Below are 18,110 nucleotides of genomic sequence, written 5' to 3'. Positions count from 1 at the left end.
GCAAAGGAATGTGGAGATGCTGCCGCCGATCGGTGGGCCCGCCCACACCTTCGTCGCCCCAGGACACCCAACTGCTCGCTCGGTCAACGCGGTTGACTGGATGCCCGACACGCTCCGTGGTTTGATCCATGGCCGCGGCCCGCCCTCTGTCCCCGGCGGGACCGCTCCACTCCCCAAGTGGACCTTCCGTCTCACCCATGACCATCCATGCGAAGGGCAGTCACGTCATGAACTCCGCTCCCCAGGTTCAGACCCTTGAGATCTCCGACGCCGACCTGGACGCCGTCGCCGGCGGCCTGAGCCCGCAGGCCGGCATCGCCGCCGGGCCCACCGCGATCAACAGCGCGGACGTCCTGGCCAAGCTGGACACCGTCACGGACACGGTCGAAGGCGTGGCAGGCCGGTACGGCCGGGTCGGCGTCACGGTCGCGCTCTGACGCCCGGCCGCGCTCTGACGCCCGGCCGCGTGAACCGCTGACGCGAACGCCCCGCAGGTCACCTGACCGCGGGGCGTCCGTCGTACGCACACAGCTATGGGCTACTGGGCCGGGCTCGTTGCCGGCTCGGCGTGCGGCCGCTCCACGCCACCGAAGCCGTCCCCGTTTCCGCCCTCGTCCGCCGTCTCCGCCCCGTCCCCCATCGGCAGACGTCGTAGCAGCAGGGCGTAGCCCAGCCCGGCCACCGTGCCGACGGCCGCGCACAGTCCCCACAGCCAGTCCGCGCCGAGGCGGTCGATGACCGTGCCGGACATCAGCGGGGCGATCAGGGCGGCGGCGGACCAGGACAGCGTGTACATGCCCTGGTAGCGGCCGCGCCCATGGACCGGTGAGAGGCGGACGACGAACCCGGTCTGGGTCGGCGCGTTGACGATCTCGGCGAGCGTCCACACGCACACGGTGAGCGTGAAGACGCCGACCGACCCGGCGAAGGCGGTGAGCCCGAAGCCGTAGCCCGCGAGGACGGAGGAGACGGCGAGCAGGGTGCGCGGGTCGCGGTGCTCGATGAAGCGGGTGACGGGGATCTGCAGGGCGACGATCAGGATGCCGTTGACGGCGATGGCCAGGCCGTAGTCGGCGGGGGAGAACCCGGCGCGGCCCATGGCGACGGGCAGGCCGACCGAGCCCTGCTGGAAGACGAGGGCGACGAGGAAGGACAGCCCGACGACGGCCATGTACCGCCGGTCGCGCAGGACCGTACCCAGCCCGATGTCCTCGCTCCTTCCCTTCGCCGTGGGCGCCGGGCGTGACTCGGGCAGCTTGGCGAATACGACGATCGCGCAGGCCAGGGTCATGCCGGACTCGATGAGGAAGCCGGCGCGGTAGCTGAACTCGGCGATGAAGCCGGCGGCCGTGGAGGAGACGGCGAAGCCGAGGTTGATCGCCCAGTAGTTGAGCGAGAAGGCCCGCACCCGGTCCTCGGGCCGGACGATGTCGGCCATCATCGCCTGCACGGCGGGCCGGGAGGCGTTGGACGCCAGGCCGACGAGGAAGGCGACGCCGGCGATGGACACGGGATCGTGGACGAAGCCGAGCAGCGCGACGAAGACGGCCGTGCAGGTCTGGGCGATGAGCAGGGTGGGCCGGCGCCCGAGCCGGTCGGCCATGACGCCGCCGCCGAGGGAGGAGACGACCCCGCCGAGTCCGTGCAGCGAGGCGACGAGACCGGCGTAGGAGGCGGAGTAGCCGCGGTCGATAGTGAGGTACAGAGCCATGAACGTCGCGACGAACGCGCCGAGCCGGTTGACGAGGGTGCTGGTCCACAGCCACCAGAACGCGCGGGGGAGACCGGAGACCGTCTCCCGGGCGGCACCCCTCAGTCGGGCGACGGACATGACGGACCCCCACGATGCTCGGCGCCAGGGTACGGCGCTGTAAGCGGCTCAACCGGTGTGCACAACTTACAAGGGCGGGTGCGCGGAGTGCCAGCCTTTAAAAGCCCCCTCTGCTGTCCGCCCACCGGGCGGCCGGGTCGGCGCCCCGAACGCGTGGATTACGCTCTGACACATGGCCGACGCACCGTACAAGCTGATCCTCCTCCGCCACGGCGAGAGCGAGTGGAACGCGAAGAACCTGTTCACCGGCTGGGTGGACGTGAACCTGAACGAGAAGGGCGAGAAGGAGGCGGTCCGCGGCGGCGAGCTCCTCAAGGACGCCGGTCTCCTCCCCGACGTGGTCCACACGTCCCTCCAGAAGCGCGCGATCCGCACAGCCCAGCTCGCCCTGGAGTCCGCCGACCGCCACTGGATCCCGGTCCACCGCAGCTGGCGCCTGAACGAGCGCCACTACGGCGCCCTCCAGGGCAAGGACAAGGCGGCGACGCTGGCCGAGTTCGGCGAGGAGCAGTTCATGCTCTGGCGCCGCTCCTACGACACCCCGCCCCCGCCGCTCGCCGACGACTCCGAGTTCTCCCAGTCCGCCGACGCCCGCTACGCGACGATCCCCCCGGAGCTGCGTCCCCGCACGGAGTGCCTCAAGGACGTCGTCGGCCGGATGCTCCCGTACTGGTACGACGGCATCGTCCCCGACCTCCTGGCCGGCCGCACCGTCCTGGTCGCGGCCCACGGCAACAGCCTCCGCGCCCTGGTCAAGCACCTCGACGGCATCTCGGACGCCGACATCGCGGGCCTGAACATCCCCACGGGCATCCCCCTCGCCTACGACCTCGACGCGGACTTCCGCCCCCTCAACCCGGGCGGCAAGTACCTCGACCCGGACGCGGCTGCGGCGGCGATCGAGGCGGTCAAGAACCAGGGCAAGAAGAAGTAGGGTTTGTCTCATGCCTCCCACCTGCGCATATGGCGCGGATGGGAGGCATTTTCATGATCCGGAACCTCTCTGGAACCTCAGCCCTTGTGATCTTGGGGCCTGAGTGCCTTACCGAGAGCCTTCCGGGCCCGGTCCCGGCTGCTCGGCATGAGGTGCGCGTACACCTTCAGTGTCAGACCCGGATCGGAGTGCCCGAGGTACTCCGCGAGGGCCTTGATGCTCTCCCCTGCGTCTAGAAGCACGGACGCGTTCGCATCTGACCTGCGATGTTGCAGAGTTGAGCGGTGGGAGGGGTGGGGGCCTTACGCGCACGCGCGCGTAGAGAGACCGGAAAACCGGGCCGTGCAACCCCCTCACGGCGCTCTGAACGGCCGTTCACGGGCCCAGGGTTCTCACCCCTCACCGAAGAGGGGTCGGAGGCTTTAAGGGCCGTCTACGGCTTGCGCCTCTTGTCGACCGCTCGGAGGGGTCAACGTCCCCGGCGGCCAAGCCCCCTTGGCGGCGGCCTTGCCGTCGGCGCCGCCGACCGAGCGGACGACAGTGACCACGCCCCACGCCATGGCCACGGCCAGCAGCGTGAGGATGGCGAGGTTGGCGGCCATCGCGGTCAGCACCCCGACCAGCAGCGGGCCGAAGTAGACCCCGGCAGCCACCGCCCCGGCACCGACGCCGGAACCGAGCGCGATGCGCTGCACCGTGCGATCCGGGGGCGCGTGGTGGATGTGCTGCACCACCATCGGCGGCACCGCCTGCTGCGGCGGCATCGGGGTGAGGTTGGCGGGCTGGTCGTTGTAGACGTATCGGCCGTCCGGGAGACAGACGATGCCGGGCACGGGCAGGTTGTCGGAGTCCACCAGGGACCTCCCAGGTCAGTTGGAGTCGGCGCAGGGCACGCACGCGCCAAGAGATGCGGGGATGACGTATCCGGCATCACGCCGGCACGTGGGGCAGATGCGACGGGCGCGGTTGGCCCGGGCGAGCGCGGCCCACCGGCCCGGCGTCATCGGCCGGACGGGCTTCGCCCAGTCGATGCGATAGAGGTAGGCGACCAGCGCGCCGCGCCTGCGGCGGGGACGCTGGACTTCGGCGACCACGTCCTGACCTCCCGGGCGCAACCCCATAGCGCGGAGCTGCCTGCGGGTGGCAAGACCGTCAGGAGCGAGCCGCCACCGGTACACGGGCAGCGAGCCACCGATCGGAGCCGTGGTCATCAGCGGGCCGTTCCGGCGAGGTCAACGGGGACGCCGTTGACGGGCCCGCGCAGTTCGGCGTAGCGGGTCGACACCCAGCCGACCGACCAACCGCACAGCTCCGCCGCCTGACGCACCGACAGGCCCTCGGCCAGCGCGGCGGCGACGATGGCGCGCGCGCGTCATCCTCCGGGAGCTTGTCCGCGACCGGGCCACCGGACAGCAGCGCGGCGCGTTCACGGCGCTCCTGCTCGACACGCTCACGCCGCTCACGTTCAGCACGCTCGGCGGCCTGGCGTTCACGGCGTTCACGCTCCGCCCGGAGCTGTTCACGCTCGCGCTCCTGGCGTTCACGCTCCTCGTGCTCAGCACGCTCGCGGGCCTGCTCGCGCTCGCGTTCCTCGCGCCGTAACGGCGGCCTCCCGCTCAGCTTGTTCACGGACCATGCGGGCCTCGTGCTCCCGCTGTTCAGGGGCCAGCGCCGCCGCGTGCTCGCGTTCCTCGCGGGCCTGCCGTGCGGCATCCTCGCGCTGCTCGATCGCGGCCCGTTCACGGGCTTCCCGCTCGCCCTTGTGCGTGACTCGGAGATCATGCGGCCAGAGGACATCGCTCGGGGCGCCAACCAGGTTCTAGCCGAACTCGGATACCGGCAGGAGCGAGCACTGGATGAGTTGTACGTCCGGATGCCAACTCCCGAGCAGGTCCATCGACTTGACCTGGGTCCCGGGACACCGGTCGGGGTTCATGTCGTCACCGGCCACACAGCTGAGGAGAAGCCTGTGAGGGTCGCGGTGACTGTGCTCCCCGGTGACCGACACGTGATCTCGTACGAACGACAGCGCGAAGCGCCGAACGAGGACGCATGACAGACCTGCTCATCCGCGCCGGCCGCCCTGACGAATTGGGCGCCGTGGAAGCGCTGCTGCGCGAGGCATCAGCCTGGCTTGCCTCGCGTGGCATCGACCAATGGCAGTACCCGCCGCACCGTGACCGCATCACGGCGGCCCTAGAGCAGGGGGTTTGCTTCCTCGCGTTCAAGGACGGTGCTCCGATCGCGACCATGCAGGTGGACGACTTCGCGGATCCTGAATTCTGGACTCCGGACGATCAGCCGGATGCGGCCCTCTACGTTCACCGTATGGCTGTGACGCGCGAGACCGCCGGTGCAGGCGTCGGCGGCATGCTGCTGGATTGGGCGTCGGAGCGTGCCGCAGCGCACGGCAAGCGATGGTTGCGGCTGGACGCGTGGAAGGACAACCAGGGCTTGCACCGGTTCTACAAGGACGCAGGCTTCACACGTCTCCGCATCGTGGATCTCCCACACCGCAGGTCGGGTGCCCTGTTTCAGCGGTCGACCGGATTGGTGCCTGACATAAGCAGGTGACATCAACGCCCTGCCGAGGTCGGGGATGCGCGCGAGCGGTACCCACTCAACGCGGCCCGCTTCCTCCGCATCGCACTCTCGCAGGCGGTGAGGATCCCTTTGCCCGATAGGGAAGACAACAACGATCCACACGTCTCCCCGCAGGCCGTGGGCCCCACCGCCCCCACCATGAAAACATGGAGAGAGAAACCCGTATGCCGACAAGGCATCCACCGCGTGACCCGTCACGACAGCCTGGAACCTCACACAGGACAGCCCCTGATACCAAGGGGATAATCCATGACACTTCCGATATCAGATTCACAGAGCCCTGGCAGCGCCCCCCTGGAGCGGGCGGTGCGCGCCTTCCTCCGCGCCAGGACCCCCTCGAAGGAAGCACTGGAACTGATCACCCAAATCGCCGCGACGTCCCCCGCACCACCAGGTCGCCAGGACCCGGATGCGGTGCTGAAGGAAATATTCCGCGCATACCCCGAAGCGGCCCGGCTCCCCGCCGAGGAGCTCTACGGGATCCTTGCCGCGGCGCGCGGCGACTGAACCAAGATTGCAGGTTACGAGAAGATGAGCACTCCGACCGGCAGAGAGATCCGCGCTAAGATCCAGGAACAGTTCAAAGACGCTCTCACGACAATTGAGCTGCCGAGTCTGGCGCAGATCACCAGGATGCAGAAAGAGTGGCTCGAGGAGACACAAAGAGTCGACTACGAGACCGCGAAGGTAAAGGGGGAAAAAGACTACGAGGAGGAGCAGAAAAAGACCATTGAAGTCAAAGCCCAGGAAAAGGCCCATCTGGAGACCCGGGAGAAGGAAGTAAGAACGGGCATCACCGTCGCCGGGACCCTCGAGACACCCGCATGTGCCCACTGCTCGAAGCCCTTCGGAGTGGATGACACCATCAGCGTGACCCCCGACTGCACGCATGGTCATGTGGTCCACGAAGACTGCTATGCCGATTGGGTCGAAGCTAATACCTGTCGCCTGTGCAGCAGCCCTGAAAATTGGAAAACGTCCCGTCCGATATCCCACAAGAAAGACTACATCACGATTCTCGGTCACGGCTCCGACGCGGGGACGTCGACGTTCGTTCCGCTAGGCATGACGGTGTATACATTTGCCCGGCCCGGGGCGACGATATCAGCGGCGCAAGCACAGATCATCATGTCCAATCCACTCCTGAGCAACCCTCCGTATACATTCCCCCCAGGGGCGCAGATCCCGAATGTTGTACTATCTAAACTGGATGATGGCGAGCAGGCCATCGATGACGACGCCTACGATTCCTTGTTTCCCGAGGGTGCACCTGGAGTGGCAGGCACGCCTGCGGCGGAAGTCGCGGCAATGTTCGCCCAGACCCGGCAGTACGGCGAAATCCCAGATGGTATGGAGGCAGGGCAGGAGCCGGATGCGGCATGGGTCCAAAACGAATATCAACTGTGCACCAGTTCTTCCTGTCGATCGCCCTTCCATCTCTGCTCGGGGCTCCTCTCTGTCTATCGAGGAGTCACCAACATCTATATAGCGGCCTGCGGAGGGGAAATCACTACGGAGGACCTGCAAGAAAATGCAATCGACGAACTCTTCGACCAGCTAATAGCCGTGGGCAAAACCGACCCAGTCAAAGCCATTGGTGCCTACCTCGACTGCCATCCGCTGACGCGCCAAAACCTCAAGACCCACGTAGAATTCCCTGAGTGGCTCACACTCACCCTTGATAACGCTGTTAAGAAACTGAAGAGCCCGCCCAAGCCCAAGGAAGCAGAGCAGCAGACCAGTACCACCGGCGCGGAAAAGCCGAGCACGAGCACTGTGGGCACACCGAGCACGGCCACTACAGGGGCGCCGGAAACGGTGCTCCCCAGCGTCTACGGCTGGCAAGCGTTGAGGGAGGATACTTCCCAAGCGCGAGGAAGGTCACGCCGGTTCCTCCTCGCCACTGGCCAGGGGAACGTGTGGGCTCAGTGCACTCGAGAAGGGTCGGGCTGGTCGGTGATCTTCGACCAGCCGGAAAGCTTCACCACGGATTGGAGCAACCGGAGGCTCACGGCGGGCGGGTACATACTGCCCGACGGTCTCGAGGTGGGGGGCGGGAAATGGCACGAGCTCCGTGGCGCATACGTACTGGTATTCACGGACGCTCCATGGGAGTTCATCCAGCCACACCCCACGACCGCCGACGAGACAGCCGCGCGGGAAGTCCTGCGTCAGGCTAGGGGAGAGATGCCGCAGGCTTGGTTCGACCAGCTCGGCGCCTGAAGGCAGCCTCGCTGCGAGTCTTAAGGATGCCTTCCAGGGCAGGGAGGGTCCGGCGGCGCCTGCTGACGTCTAGCGTCTCCCCCTTGAAAGGCTCTTGGGGCGAAGAGGCCACCTCGCGCGCCCGGGGAGGGTGGCCTCTTCTCGTGAAAGGGCGCCGCAGTCCGAGCACGGCGCGAGCCCTGTGCCGGCCGACGCGCGAGCGCAGCGAGCGCCAAGGGACGCGCGGACGTAGGCCGCTCCTCAATCTTTCCGAGGCAGCCCTACTCCCGCCCAGTTCCAATCGTTGACCCACGGTCCTCAGGCTGGCGAGCGGATCGCCGTGCTGGACCATTGCGGCGATTGGGGAGACTCCGTGACGACTATCGTGCCGACCATCTTGTCCCACAGTTCCTGCGTGTTCTCGTCCCACAGAAGCCAGAAGTAGACGATCCCGAAGTCACCGCGCCGAGGATGCCGATGACTGGTTTCGCGATGCCTTCGCGGAGGAACATCGTTCCCCACTTGGCCTTCTGCTCAGTGCGCAGCTTCACACAGCGCATATGCAGGAGCTGTTTCGCGGGAGTCTGACCGCCCTTGTAGACGATCAAAGACCATATGAGCCACCCGATGATCAGCGTCACCAGGAACAGCAGTCCTTCCAGCAGGTACTCACCGAATCTGCGAGCGCCGCTAGCGATCACCACACCTTGGGGGAGACCAGTCACCTGGCGACAGAACTGGCAGGCTATGCCCCTGCCCCAGTCGCGTCCGCAGTTGGGGCACGGCCGATCGATGGGGCTATGTATGGTCATGTGGTTAGCCACGACGCCCTCCCAACTTCTGGCGTCGATATTCACGACTACACACCCATAATGCTGCGGGGGTAGGGCGTGCGCCACCTGGTGCGGCGTGCCGGATACAGGCCCGGCTGCGGGTGGCGCACGCAGGAGAGTCACGCTCACCGTGCCCTCCTGGTTCCGACGCGGCGGTGAAGGATGCAGACATGTCCAGGTCGAAAAGCTTCACCGCGTGGTTGAAGACTCATGCCGATCAGCACAACGCCATCGGGGATCTCGCTCGGGACGTCTCCGCTGATCCAGACTGGCCCTCACGCAAAGGAAGGCAGGGCCAGCTTGACTACCTTGAAGAGTGCGGCGCGATTGATGCGGCTATCGAGACGCTCGAAGGCGCCTGGACGCAGTACGAGGCATACCGGGCAGGCCAGAGCGATGCCTGAGCGTTCGGGAAACCTGATGGCCTCTGGCGGGAGCTCCGGGCGATAGCAGCACGGGCCACCCTCTCGGGAGCCCATATCGGGCCGCTTCCGGGGTCTGCGAGGATCAGCCGCTATCCGCTAACGTGCTGGTCACCTGCCGTTTTGGTCGCTATCGTTAGCGACCCCCGCGCTGCTATCGATAGCGGCTCAAATGTAAGGGGTGCCCGCTACCAGTGCCGCTAACGTTAGCGGGCCTAACGACTCATGGCGAGGCTCGCACGACCCTGCCGCCTGCACAAGCAAGAGGAGCACCCCCGCCGGGGGTGCTCCTCTTGCTTGTGCAGGCTGAGCTAGCCCGATAGGGGTCCGCAGCGCGGTCACGGTGAGCCGCGCCAGGCGCAGAATTCGAGGGGTTCCGCAGGTGGCCCTCTATCGTCTAGCGACCTGGTCAGAGACGGTGCGGGCCGCTAGCGAGACCTCTAGCGGTAGAGGGTCTGGCCTCTAGCGCTAGAGGCCATGGGAGCCCCGGAGCCGGGACCTGTCTGGAACCTCCGAGGTAAACCCGCAACGACAGACAACGACCACCAACGACCGCCCTACCGCAGGTCAGTTGAGGTGAGCACCGCGCTGACCAGCCCCAAAAACCGGGCGGTCGAAACCCAGGGCAAGAAAAAGTAGGGAACATGATCATGCCCCCGACCTGCGCATACGGTGCGGAGCGGGGGCATTTTCGCGGCCTGGGCCCTTAGTGGGACCTCAGCGCGGCGGGTCCTGTGGCGGCGGGCGGAGTGCCTGACCGACGCGCGGCCGTAGGCTGCTCCCAGTTTGCGCAACCCCTCGGGTCTGCGTATCGGATCGTTTGGGGCCCGCCCATGCAGGCCTTTCTGACCGGGCCCTCCCTGGGCCCCTCTGGGCCCCCCGAGCGACCGACGACGACTCCACTCCACTTTCGCGCCGGCGCTCGGAGCACAGCGACAGCGGACTGGGCCCGGTACGCAGACAGCCCCTTTCGGAGGGTGACGGGCGCTTGGCGCGCTGGGACCCGGCTGTGCCACAAGCTCAGCCCGGTCACCTTGCGCACTGCCAGGACTACATCCATCTCGCGGGGCCCGCAGTCGATGAGCACCACCTCTTGAGCAGCGTGTAGTTCGTTCGTGCCACGACCGGACGCCGCCTGCGTTCAGGCCAGGGCACGGAAGACGTACGCAGTCATGGGGGCGGTGACCGGCCCCGCGCCCAGACGGGCCGTCATCTCTTCGATGACGGTGTCCCGGACAGCCGGCCCGTCGCCGCGCTCCTCAATGACTGCGCGCACCGGTGTCCCGGTGAGGTACCCGGTGGCAAGGTCGGCCGTCGACGCGGCCCGGCCCTGAAGCGTCAGCTCCTGCTCGTCCTCGACGGTGAACCCGGCGGCCGCCAGATCAGTGGCCACGACAGCGGGGTCGGTGTAACCGTGCGGAACCGTCTGGAAGAAGCGTGGTGGGTCGACCGGGAAGGCCCGCTCCAGCCCGGCCTGCAGCGCGACTTCGAAGGCGTGCGTCCCCAGCGGGCCCCAGGTGTTGAACAGGAACCGGCCGCCCGGGGCCAGCACCCGGTGGATCTCGGTGAAGGCCTCGATGCGGTCGGGAAAGAGCATCACGCCGAACTGGCAGATCACCGGATCGAAACCTCCGGCAGGGAACGGCAGCCGCTGCGCGTCGGCCTACTGCCACACCGCGCCAGGGGCCTGGGCCGACCCGAAAGACACCATGGCCCCGTTCAGGTCGGTGGCCGTCACCTCGGCCGAGGGCGCCGCTGCGAGCAGGCCCGCTGTCAACACACCGGTTCCCGCGGCGAGTTCGAGGATTCGCCGAGGGTGGAGTGCCGCCGCCCGGGCAGACAGGTCCTTGGCGAAGGCCGGAAGACCACCGGCACGAGGTGCTGCTCATAGGCCAACGGCATGGATTCGGACCAAAGCCGGTCGGCATTGATTCCTGTCATCCTCATGAGGGTAGCGCCGCGTCAGGAATCCCCTTCTCTCGACGTCGCCCTTCCTGCCGTCCTGCCGGCTGATCTTCTGGGCTGGACTGGGGTCGAAGTCTTGCTCTACGGTTCGCGAATGGCGATTCTGCAGGCCCTGACGAACCAGGGACGCGTAGTGGGCGGCCACTTGGCGAGCGGCAGCGTTCTCTCAGGCCACGGCGGACTCACCATCCAGCACCCACGCAACCCATTCAAGCGGCCCAAGCTCAACGCCGAGACGGTGCTCGAGTGGGAGGAACTGTCGACCGATACAGGGGTCGCCGGCGTCATGGGCCAGGCTGCCGCAAAGGCGGCTTTGCCCGGGGTGATCGGTAAGGCTGTGGGTGCGGGCCTCGGGGCTGCGATGAAGTCCGGGCACACCGTCCGCGTGAACTGGGCCGACGGCAAGCAGTCAGTCATCGAGTTGCCGGAGAAGCTGTTCATGATCTTCTCCGTATTGCTCGAGGACCGGAAGGTCGTAACCGATACCTCCGCGCAGGCCGAGTCTTCGGAGCCCCTCCCGGCGCAGCCTGGCGTGACCGAGAAAATTCTGGACCTCGCTTCCTCGGTGGTGCAGCGAGGCAGGCATGGGGCACCGGCCGAGGCCGAAGCTCAGCCGGATGTTGTCGAGCAGATCGAGAAGCTCGCGTCGCTCCATGATGCCGGCATCCTCACGGACGAGGAGTTCGCGGAGAAGAAGGCTCAGCTGCTCGAGCGCCTCTGAAATTTGAGACGGCCACTCGACGCCTGGCCTTGGGCCGACGCGCGTGATCCAAACCTTCGGCGTGGTACTGCGCCGGTTCGCGTGGATATTCGACGAGGCGCGTGGCCGAGTCCCCTGAGCAGATCCGGGCGGATGCACAACGGCCACCACCTGTGGAGCTCAGTGAGGCAGGAGTCCTTTCCTCTGCGCCACCGATGAGTTCCGTCGGCTGCGCCGGTCTACCCCGGCGTACGTCATCGGACCTCGGACCTCAGGAGCCCACCATGACCACCACTCCCGCGCACGCCGGTCGCATGTTGTTCGTGAACATGCCTGTGGCGGACCTCGAGCGTAGTAAGGCGTTCTTCGCGCGGCTCGGGTTCGGGTACGACCCGAGGTTCACCGGTGAGGGTGCCGCCTGTATGCCGGTCGGTGAGCAGGCCTTCGTCATGCTGCTCGATCACGAGACGTTCGCGCGGTTCTCGAAGCTGCCGATGGGCGATCCCGCCACGCACGCGCTGGCGCTGTACTGCTTCAGCGTGGAGAGCCGGGACGAGGTCGACACGGTGGTCGAGGCCGCGCTCGCCGCGGGGGGAACCGAGGCGGACGGGCCCGAGGACCACGGGTTCATGTACTCGCGCAGCTTCTTCGACCTCGACGGCCACGGCTGGCAGGTCATGTGGATGGATCCGGCGAGCATGTCGGACGCCTCGGCGTCCTCCGCCCCCGCGACGGCGTGAGCGGCTCCTGCTCAACACGCCCGGCACCGGCGGGACGCAGCTCGCCGGTGCCGGGCCAGGCCGGGCAGGGGCCTCAGGAGTCATAGGCGATCTTGAGGTCGGTGGCGTAGGAGGGCTTCTCGGCGGTGGCGCCGCTGCCCTGGCCGATCAGCCGGCTGATCCCGTCGAACAGGGAGTACCGGAAGCTGAAGCCGAGGTTGGCCGTGCCGGTCCTGCCGCCGACCTTGACGCGGAACGTGCAGTTTCCGAACAGCGTGTAGTTCTTGTTCCGCCGGTTGTTGGGGACCGACGAGTGCCAGAAGTAGTTGACGGCGACGTTGGTGTGCTTGTCGTGGTACGGCAGTTGCATGCGGCCGACGGTCCCGCCCATGTTCACCTGGCCGGTGAACGTGCCGTTGGCGTCCGTCTTCTTGTAGAACGGCGACGAGACCTTGAAGTGAACTTGTCCTGCTGCGTTCCGGCGTGAGCGGGAACGGCCCCCAGGGCGAGAACCGCGGCAAAGGCGCCGGAGCCGACCGCCGCGATCCTTTTCGTGGATGCCCAAGACACGAGAATCCTCTCCAGAGCGCGCGGTAGAAGAGACCACGCCGCTGCCACGCGTGCCGCTAGGAGAGATCCGGTCGATAACCGAGGCGGTGTCAGGAATCGAACCTGATGTTCAGGTCAGATGAAAAGCCGGGCTCGTCGTTCCCCTCGGACGAGCGTCGTGCTCCGGTCTCGGGCCGGACCGACACGGCGCGCCAGCTGAACTCGTCCTGTTCGGCCTGCTCGGCCGTGAAAGTGACGGGCTGGCCGACGGTGAGCTCGCGACAGCCCTCGGCCTCAATGGCCGAATAGTGTGCCCACACCCTGTCCGGGAGGGCATCGGAAGCGAGAACTCCCCAGCCTTCCTCGCCGTGCCACTCGAGCACGCGCCCGGAAAACGTCCCGGCGGACGTGGTGTCGGACACTTCCCGCTCCCCCTTTGAAGCTTCGGTAATGCGCTGTTCCGCGCGAATACGTGATCTTCAATTCTCAGCCCATGCTCTTCGCCCCGTCCAGCGACTCGCGGATGATGTCGGCGTGGCCGGCGTGCTGGGCGGTTTCGGCGACGATGTGGAGGAGGACGCGGCGGGCCGACCAGTGGGTGTCGGGCTCGAACCAGGGGGCCTTGGGGAGGGGCTGGGCGGCGTCGAGGTCGGGGAGGGTGGCGAGCAGGGAGTCGGTGTGGGCCGCCACGTCCGCGTACGTGGCCAGCACGCCTTCCAGGGTCTCGCCCGGCAGCATGCGGAACTCGTCGGCGCGGCGGGCCCAGTCCTCCTCGGTCATGGCGGTGAAGTCGCCCATCGCGGACGGGCCCTCGACGATGAAGGCGGTCCAGTTCCGCTCCACCGCGGCGACGTGCTTGATCAGGCCGCCCAGACACAGCTCGCTCTTCGTCGTGCGCAGGCCCGCCTCTTCGTCGGTCAGGCCCCGCGTCGTCCCGCGCAGCAGCTCCCGGTGCTTGGTCAGCAGCGCCAGCACGTCGGCGCGCTCACCGGTGAGGGAGGAGGAGGCAGTCATGGGGCGCCTTCTTTCTTTGTCCCTGGTCTCCCTGGTTCGGGCGACCGCGTAAGAAGAAGGTAGAGCCCATGTGGGTCAGATTCTGGCCTAGATGACCCGTCCTGGATGTGTCTGGACGGAAGAAGGGCCCCGGTGTGGTGACCGGGGCCCCTCCGTCGTACGTCTCTCAGCCCGTCACGGTCAGCCGCACTGGCACGGGGCGCCCGACTGGCACCCGCAGCCGCAGCCCGAGCCGCAACCGCAGGCGGCCACCAGCGGGAGGCTCCTCGGCTCCGCCGACTGCTCGGACTCGCGCTGCCGCGCGGGGTCGGGTGTGGTGCTGGGGGATTCGGCCATGGGTCCCTCCTCGACACTGGGCATGGATGCATGCACGCCCTCACCCATTCCATGCCCCTTCCGCCGGGCGCATCAACGGCGCACAGGGGCGACCCCGCCACTATCGCGCGAGCCCCCGAGGGCCGGCGGCCTACGCTCCCTCCGCCCCCGTCACCGGCTGGATGTCCGGCTGGAGTTCGTCCGCGTGTTCGCCCGTCACCAGGTAGACCACCCGCTTGGCGACGGCCACCGCGTGGTCGGCGTACCGCTCGTAGTAACGGCCCAGCAGCGTGACGTCCACGGCCGTCTCGATGCCGTGCTTCCAGCGGTCGTCGATCAGGTGCTGGAAGAGCGTGCGGTGCAGCAGGTCCATGTCGTCGTCGTCCTGCTCCAGCTGGAGCGCCAGGTCGACGTCCTTGGTCACCAGGACCTCTGCCGCCTTCGCCATCAGCCGCTGCGCCAGCTGCCCCATCTCCAAAATCGTGGCGTGCAGGTCGTGCGGGACCGCCCGGTCCGGGAAGCGCAGCCGGGCCAGCTTCGCCACGTGCTGCGCCAGATCGCCGGAGCGCTCCAGGTCGGCGGACATGCGCAGGGACGTCACGACGATCCGCAGATCAGTCGCCACCGGCTGCTGCCGCGCCAGCAGGGCGATCGCCCGGGCCTCCAGGTCGTGCTGGAGCTCGTCGACCTTCCGGTCGCCCTCGATCACGCTCTCCGCCAGCTTCAGGTCGGCGTCGAGGATGGCGGTCGTGGCGCGCCCGATCGCCGAGCCGACCAGCCGGGCCATCTCCACCAGACCGTCGCCGATCGAGTCCAGTTCCTCGTGGTACGCGTCCCGCATCTTCGGTTCCCTCTCGTACGTCGTCCTACGGGGTTCCGGGGCCGTCGCCTCACCCGCGCGACCCGTGGTGAAGCCGGCGGTGTGAAGCCGACGTGCGAACCCCACGCTCCCAAAGTTCCGTCCCGTACGCGTCCGTTTCCGCCCTCCCAAGTGAACCGGCACCAGCCCCCAGGTGAACTCTGGGCGACGAGTGTCCGAGGTCGCACCCGGACGGCTGGGGGCATGTCGTACCCCATGCATAACCTGGAGGCATGGACGTGAACGCGGCGGTCGCCGCAGCTGCGGCGATCGCCGGGACGGTCACCGGCGTCATCGCCATGCTGGCGTTTCGCTGGAGCGAACGCGACCAGAAACGGCCGACCAGGACCTCCCTGCACACCGACCCCATGCTCCCGCCCGGCGTGGACACCGTCCTCTCCGTGCTCCGCTCCTCGGCCGTCGTCCTCGACGAGGCCGACGCCGTCGTCAAGGCCAGCTCCGCCGCGTACGCCCTCGGGCTCGTCCGGGGCGGCCGGCTCGCCGTCGAGCCCATGCTGCAGATGGCCCGGGACACCCGGCGCGACGGGGAGATACGCCAGGTCGAGCTGGACCTGCCCCGGCGCGGCACCGGACGCGGCGAGGCCCTCGCCGTCTCCGCGCGCGTGGCGCCCCTCGGCTCGCGGCTGGTGCTGCTCCTCGTCGAGGACCTCACCGAGGCCCGCCGGATCGAGGCGGTACGACGTGACTTCGTGGCCAACGTCAGCCATGAGCTGAAGACACCGGTCGGCGCGCTCTCCCTGCTCTCCGAGGCCGTCATGGACGCCTCCGACGACCCCGAGGCCGTCCAGCGCTTCGCCGGCCGCATGCAGATCGAGGCGACCCGGCTGACCAACCTGGTGCAGGAACTCATCGACCTCTCGCGCGTGCAGAACGACGATCCGCTGGAGGACGCCGAGCCGGTCCGCGTCGACGAACTCGTCGCCGAGGCCGTCGACCGCTGCCGCCACCAGGCAGGCACGAAGCAGATCACCATGGCTACGAATACGGGGGCGCCCGAAGGGCTCGAGCAGGGTGGTGGTGGGCGACAGGTGGGCCCCGCCGACCTGCATGTCTGGGGCAACCGCGGGCAACTCGCCGCCGCCCTCGGCAACCTCGTCGAGAACGCCGTGAACTACTCGCCCGCCCGCACCCGCGTCGGCATCGCCGCCCGCCGGGTCACCGCACCGGGCGGGGACCTCATCGAGATAGCCGTCACCGACCAGGGCATCGGCATATCCGAGAAGGACAAGGAACGCGTCTTCGAGCGGTTCTACCGCGTCGACCCCGCCCGCTCCCGCGCCACCGGCGGAACCGGCCTGGGGCTCGCGATCGTCAAACACGTGGCCGCCTCGCACGGCGGGGAGGTCACGGTGTGGAGCGCCGAGGGCCAGGGCTCCACGTTCACCCTGAGGCTGCCGGAGGCGGGCGCCGCCCGTGACCGCGCCGCCCAGCGACACACCGGCCCGGGCGACGAGGCCGAGGCGGCCGACGGAGCCGACGGCCACGCCGGATCATCGTGGTCCTCGCCTTCTCCAGCCGCTTCACCTTCTTCGCCCGCTGCACCCTCATCCCCGTACGCATCGCTTCCCGCCCCGGAGGTCCTTCCGTGACCCGAGTGCTCGTCGTCGAGGACGAGGAGTCCTTCTCCGACGCCCTGTCCTACATGCTCCGCAAGGAGGGCTTCGAGGTCGCGGTCGCCGCGACCGGCCCGGACGGACTCGACGAGTTCGAGCGCAACGGCGCCGACCTCGTCCTCCTCGACCTGATGCTGCCGGGGCTGCCCGGCACGGAGGTGTGCCGCCAGCTGCGCGGCCGCTCCAACGTCCCGGTCATCATGGTGACCGCCAAGGACAGCGAGATCGACAAGGTCGTCGGCCTGGAGATAGGCGCCGACGACTACGTCACCAAGCCCTTCTCCTCCCGCGAGCTGGTCGCCCGCATCCGGGCCGTCCTACGGCGCCGGGGCGAGCCGGAGGAGGTCACGCCGGCCGCGCTGGAGGCCGGCCCGGTCCGCATGGACGTCGACCGGCACGTGGTGACGGTGTCCGGCTCCAAGATCGACCTCCCGCTGAAGGAGTTCGACCTCCTGGAGATGTTGCTGCGCAACGCCGGCCGCGTCCTGACACGCATGCAGCTCATCGACCGCGTCTGGGGCGCCGACTACGTGGGCGACACCAAGACCCTCGACGTCCACGTCAAGCGTCTCCGCGCCAAGATCGAGCCCGACCCGGGAGCACCGCGCTTCCTGGTCACGGTCCGCGGCCTGGGCTACAAGTTCGAGCCGTAGAGCGCCCCGAAGGAGCGCGGGGAACTGCGCGACCAGCCAGAACCCTGCCGCGGTCGCACGACGACAGAAGCTCTACGAACAAAGGGCGGCGCCTCTCACCAGAGAGGCGCCGCCCTTTGTCAGATACCGCTGCTTACCGCACTCACTGCCCCGCGGCGGACTGCGAAGCCGAGTCACTCGGAGTGACCCCGTTCGCCCCGCTCGACTGCGAAGCACTCCCACTCGGAGTACCGCTCGCCTTGCCCTTGGGCGCCTTGTTCCCCGGCTTACCCGAGGCCGTGGCCGTAGCCGTAGCCGTCGTGCCCGCCGCAGGCGACCCCGTGGCCGGGCTCGACGGAATCTGGCTCGGTCCCCAGTCGGTGAAGTAGCTGCTCGCGGGCACCACGAACGCCCGCAGACCCACCGTGCCGGCCTTGTCGAAGGTGAACGTGATCTTCTGGGCGTTGCCGTCCTGTACGGCCTCACGCCCGCTCGGCAGCACCGCGGACGCGTTCCCCTTGCCGCCGAGGATCAGCGAGCTGTGCGCGGCGATCGTCAGGCTCTGCCCCTTGGCGGGCTTCAGCTGGGCGGACGTACCGCTGCCGTCGACGGTGATCGACTGCAGGGTCTCGGGCGTGCTGCCCTGGTTGAACAGAGTGCCGGAGATCACGGCCGGGCCGGTGGACTTCAGGTCGGGCTGGGTGATGACCAGCGCGTTCTGGATCTTGATGTTCCCTACGGTGGTCGCGGCGTTGTCGGGCTTGATCTCCAGGGTCTGCGAGTTGTTGCCGGCGCCGCAGGCGGCGAGCGAGGCGATCGAGAAGACGATGGCGGAAGCGGCGAGGGCGCCGCGTCGAAGGCTGCTGCTCACGGCGGCGGCAACTCCTTGAACGCATG

21 protein-coding genes and 3 pseudogenes are annotated in these 18,110 nt (G+C 68.0%); 11 read left to right on the top strand and 13 right to left on the bottom strand.

The window, feature by feature from the left end; translation table 11 throughout:
- The first annotated feature begins 197 nt into the window (after positions 1-197).
- The gene (locus tag ABZ854_RS22940; protein WP_361213859.1) at positions 198-437 is read left to right on the top strand and encodes a hypothetical protein; all 240 of its coding nucleotides are present in this window, start codon (positions 198-200) and stop codon (positions 435-437) included.
- A gap of 101 nt (positions 438-538) precedes the next feature.
- On the opposite strand, the gene ABZ854_RS22935 is transcribed toward ABZ854_RS22940, so the two are convergent.
- Entirely contained in the window at positions 539-1,831 is a 1,293-nt protein-coding gene (locus ABZ854_RS22935; protein WP_361213857.1) for an MFS transporter, read from the bottom strand.
- A gap of 172 nt (positions 1,832-2,003) precedes the next feature.
- Here ABZ854_RS22935 and ABZ854_RS22930 point away from each other — a divergent pair, with 172 nt between their 5' ends.
- Entirely contained in the window at positions 2,004-2,765 is a 762-nt protein-coding gene (locus ABZ854_RS22930; RefSeq protein WP_361213855.1) for a phosphoglyceromutase, read from the top strand.
- Positions 2,766-2,842: 77 nt separating this feature from the next.
- Here the strand turns inward: ABZ854_RS22930 and ABZ854_RS22925 are convergent.
- From ABZ854_RS22925 to ABZ854_RS22910, 4 genes and pseudogenes are all read right to left on the bottom strand, one after another.
- Positions 2,843-3,013, bottom strand: a pseudogene (locus tag ABZ854_RS22925) (site-specific integrase); the annotation flags it as partial.
- 174 nt (positions 3,014-3,187) lie between these two features.
- On the bottom strand, positions 3,188-3,589 hold the full coding sequence (locus tag ABZ854_RS22920) for a DUF6251 family protein (RefSeq protein ID WP_361214006.1): 402 nt from the start codon (positions 3,587-3,589) through the stop codon (positions 3,188-3,190).
- Between the two features lie 45 nt (positions 3,590-3,634).
- Positions 3,635-3,976, bottom strand: coding sequence for an RRQRL motif-containing zinc-binding protein (locus ABZ854_RS22915; RefSeq protein ID WP_361213853.1), 342 nt, complete (start codon positions 3,974-3,976; stop codon positions 3,635-3,637).
- Positions 3,976-4,527 (bottom strand): annotated as a pseudogene (locus ABZ854_RS22910) (DUF2637 domain-containing protein); the annotation flags it as partial. The gene ABZ854_RS22915 and the pseudogene ABZ854_RS22910, both read right to left, overlap by 1 nt.
- Positions 4,528-4,545: 18 nt before the next feature.
- Between ABZ854_RS22910 and ABZ854_RS22905 the strand changes: the two are divergent.
- The 4 genes from ABZ854_RS22905 to ABZ854_RS22890 all read left to right on the top strand — a co-directional run bounded on the left by ABZ854_RS22905 (position 4,546) and on the right by ABZ854_RS22890 (position 7,592).
- The gene (locus ABZ854_RS22905; RefSeq protein WP_361214004.1) at positions 4,546-4,821 is read left to right on the top strand and encodes a UTRA domain-containing protein; all 276 of its coding nucleotides are present in this window, start codon (positions 4,546-4,548) and stop codon (positions 4,819-4,821) included.
- On the top strand, positions 4,818-5,339 hold the full coding sequence (locus tag ABZ854_RS22900; RefSeq protein ID WP_361213851.1) for a GNAT family N-acetyltransferase: 522 nt from the start codon (positions 4,818-4,820) through the stop codon (positions 5,337-5,339). The genes ABZ854_RS22905 and ABZ854_RS22900 overlap by 4 nt, the downstream gene beginning before the upstream one ends.
- Before the next feature lie 336 nt (positions 5,340-5,675).
- Complete coding sequence (locus ABZ854_RS22895; protein ID WP_361213849.1) at positions 5,676-5,876, top strand: hypothetical protein; 201 nt, start codon at positions 5,676-5,678, stop codon at positions 5,874-5,876.
- 24 nt (positions 5,877-5,900) lie between these two features.
- Positions 5,901-7,592, top strand: coding sequence for an RING-H2 finger protein (locus ABZ854_RS22890; protein WP_361213847.1), 1,692 nt, complete (start codon positions 5,901-5,903; stop codon positions 7,590-7,592).
- Positions 7,593-7,951: 359 nt separating this feature from the next.
- On the opposite strand, the gene ABZ854_RS22885 is transcribed toward ABZ854_RS22890, so the two are convergent.
- Positions 7,952-8,383: an RDD family protein gene (locus ABZ854_RS22885; RefSeq protein WP_361214002.1), complete on the bottom strand. Its 432-nt coding sequence runs from the start codon at positions 8,381-8,383 to the stop codon at positions 7,952-7,954.
- 191 nt (positions 8,384-8,574) lie between these two features.
- Here ABZ854_RS22885 and ABZ854_RS22880 point away from each other — a divergent pair, with 191 nt between their 5' ends.
- On the top strand, positions 8,575-8,808 hold the full coding sequence (locus ABZ854_RS22880; RefSeq protein WP_361213845.1) for a YozE family protein: 234 nt from the start codon (positions 8,575-8,577) through the stop codon (positions 8,806-8,808).
- A 1,159-nt stretch (positions 8,809-9,967) separates the two neighbouring features.
- Here the strand turns inward: ABZ854_RS22880 and ABZ854_RS22875 are convergent.
- Positions 9,968-10,728 (bottom strand): annotated as a pseudogene (locus ABZ854_RS22875) (methyltransferase domain-containing protein).
- A 157-nt stretch (positions 10,729-10,885) separates the two neighbouring features.
- On the opposite strand from ABZ854_RS22875, the gene ABZ854_RS22870 reads away from it, so the two are divergent.
- Together ABZ854_RS22870 and ABZ854_RS22865 are read left to right on the top strand one after the other, a co-directional pair.
- Positions 10,886-11,512: an SHOCT domain-containing protein gene (locus ABZ854_RS22870; RefSeq protein WP_361213843.1), complete on the top strand. Its 627-nt coding sequence runs from the start codon at positions 10,886-10,888 to the stop codon at positions 11,510-11,512.
- Between the two features lie 263 nt (positions 11,513-11,775).
- Positions 11,776-12,231, top strand: a complete 456-nt coding sequence (locus ABZ854_RS22865; protein ID WP_361213841.1) for a VOC family protein — start codon at positions 11,776-11,778, stop codon at positions 12,229-12,231.
- Between the two features lie 73 nt (positions 12,232-12,304).
- Here the strand turns inward: ABZ854_RS22865 and ABZ854_RS22860 are convergent, their stop codons facing one another.
- The 5 genes from ABZ854_RS22860 to phoU all read right to left on the bottom strand — a co-directional run bounded on the left by ABZ854_RS22860 (position 12,305) and on the right by phoU (position 14,929).
- Positions 12,305-12,580 (bottom strand): hypothetical protein, encoded by a 276-nt coding sequence (locus ABZ854_RS22860; protein ID WP_361213839.1) that lies wholly within the window; start codon positions 12,578-12,580, stop codon positions 12,305-12,307.
- A 289-nt stretch (positions 12,581-12,869) separates the two neighbouring features.
- Positions 12,870-13,181, bottom strand: coding sequence for a cold shock domain-containing protein (locus ABZ854_RS22855; RefSeq protein ID WP_361213837.1), 312 nt, complete (start codon positions 13,179-13,181; stop codon positions 12,870-12,872).
- A 64-nt stretch (positions 13,182-13,245) separates the two neighbouring features.
- Positions 13,246-13,773, bottom strand: coding sequence for a DinB family protein (locus ABZ854_RS22850; protein WP_361213835.1), 528 nt, complete (start codon positions 13,771-13,773; stop codon positions 13,246-13,248).
- Positions 13,774-13,953: 180 nt separating this feature from the next.
- Positions 13,954-14,109: a hypothetical protein gene (locus tag ABZ854_RS22845; RefSeq protein WP_361213833.1), complete on the bottom strand. Its 156-nt coding sequence runs from the start codon at positions 14,107-14,109 to the stop codon at positions 13,954-13,956.
- Positions 14,110-14,239: 130 nt separating this feature from the next.
- Entirely contained in the window at positions 14,240-14,929 is a 690-nt protein-coding gene (phoU, locus tag ABZ854_RS22840; protein ID WP_129308345.1) for a phosphate signaling complex protein PhoU, read from the bottom strand.
- A 251-nt stretch (positions 14,930-15,180) separates the two neighbouring features.
- On the opposite strand from phoU, the gene ABZ854_RS22835 reads away from it, so the two are divergent.
- Both ABZ854_RS22835 and ABZ854_RS22830 read left to right on the top strand, forming a co-directional pair.
- Positions 15,181-16,557, top strand: a complete 1,377-nt coding sequence (locus tag ABZ854_RS22835) for an ATP-binding protein (RefSeq protein ID WP_361213831.1) — start codon at positions 15,181-15,183, stop codon at positions 16,555-16,557.
- The gene (locus ABZ854_RS22830; protein ID WP_129308347.1) at positions 16,554-17,234 is read left to right on the top strand and encodes a response regulator transcription factor; all 681 of its coding nucleotides are present in this window, start codon (positions 16,554-16,556) and stop codon (positions 17,232-17,234) included. The genes ABZ854_RS22835 and ABZ854_RS22830 overlap by 4 nt, the downstream gene beginning before the upstream one ends.
- A gap of 142 nt (positions 17,235-17,376) precedes the next feature.
- On the opposite strand, the gene ABZ854_RS22825 is transcribed toward ABZ854_RS22830, so the two are convergent.
- Positions 17,377-18,084, bottom strand: a complete 708-nt coding sequence (locus ABZ854_RS22825; RefSeq protein ID WP_361213829.1) for a DUF461 domain-containing protein — start codon at positions 18,082-18,084, stop codon at positions 17,377-17,379.
- Positions 18,085-18,110: the final 26 nt, after the last annotated feature.

Source organism: Streptomyces sp. NPDC047028 (assembly GCF_040644095.1).
Lineage (GTDB): Bacteria > Actinomycetota > Actinomycetes > Streptomycetales > Streptomycetaceae > Streptomyces.
This window is presented reverse-complemented; position numbering and strand designations above follow the sequence as displayed.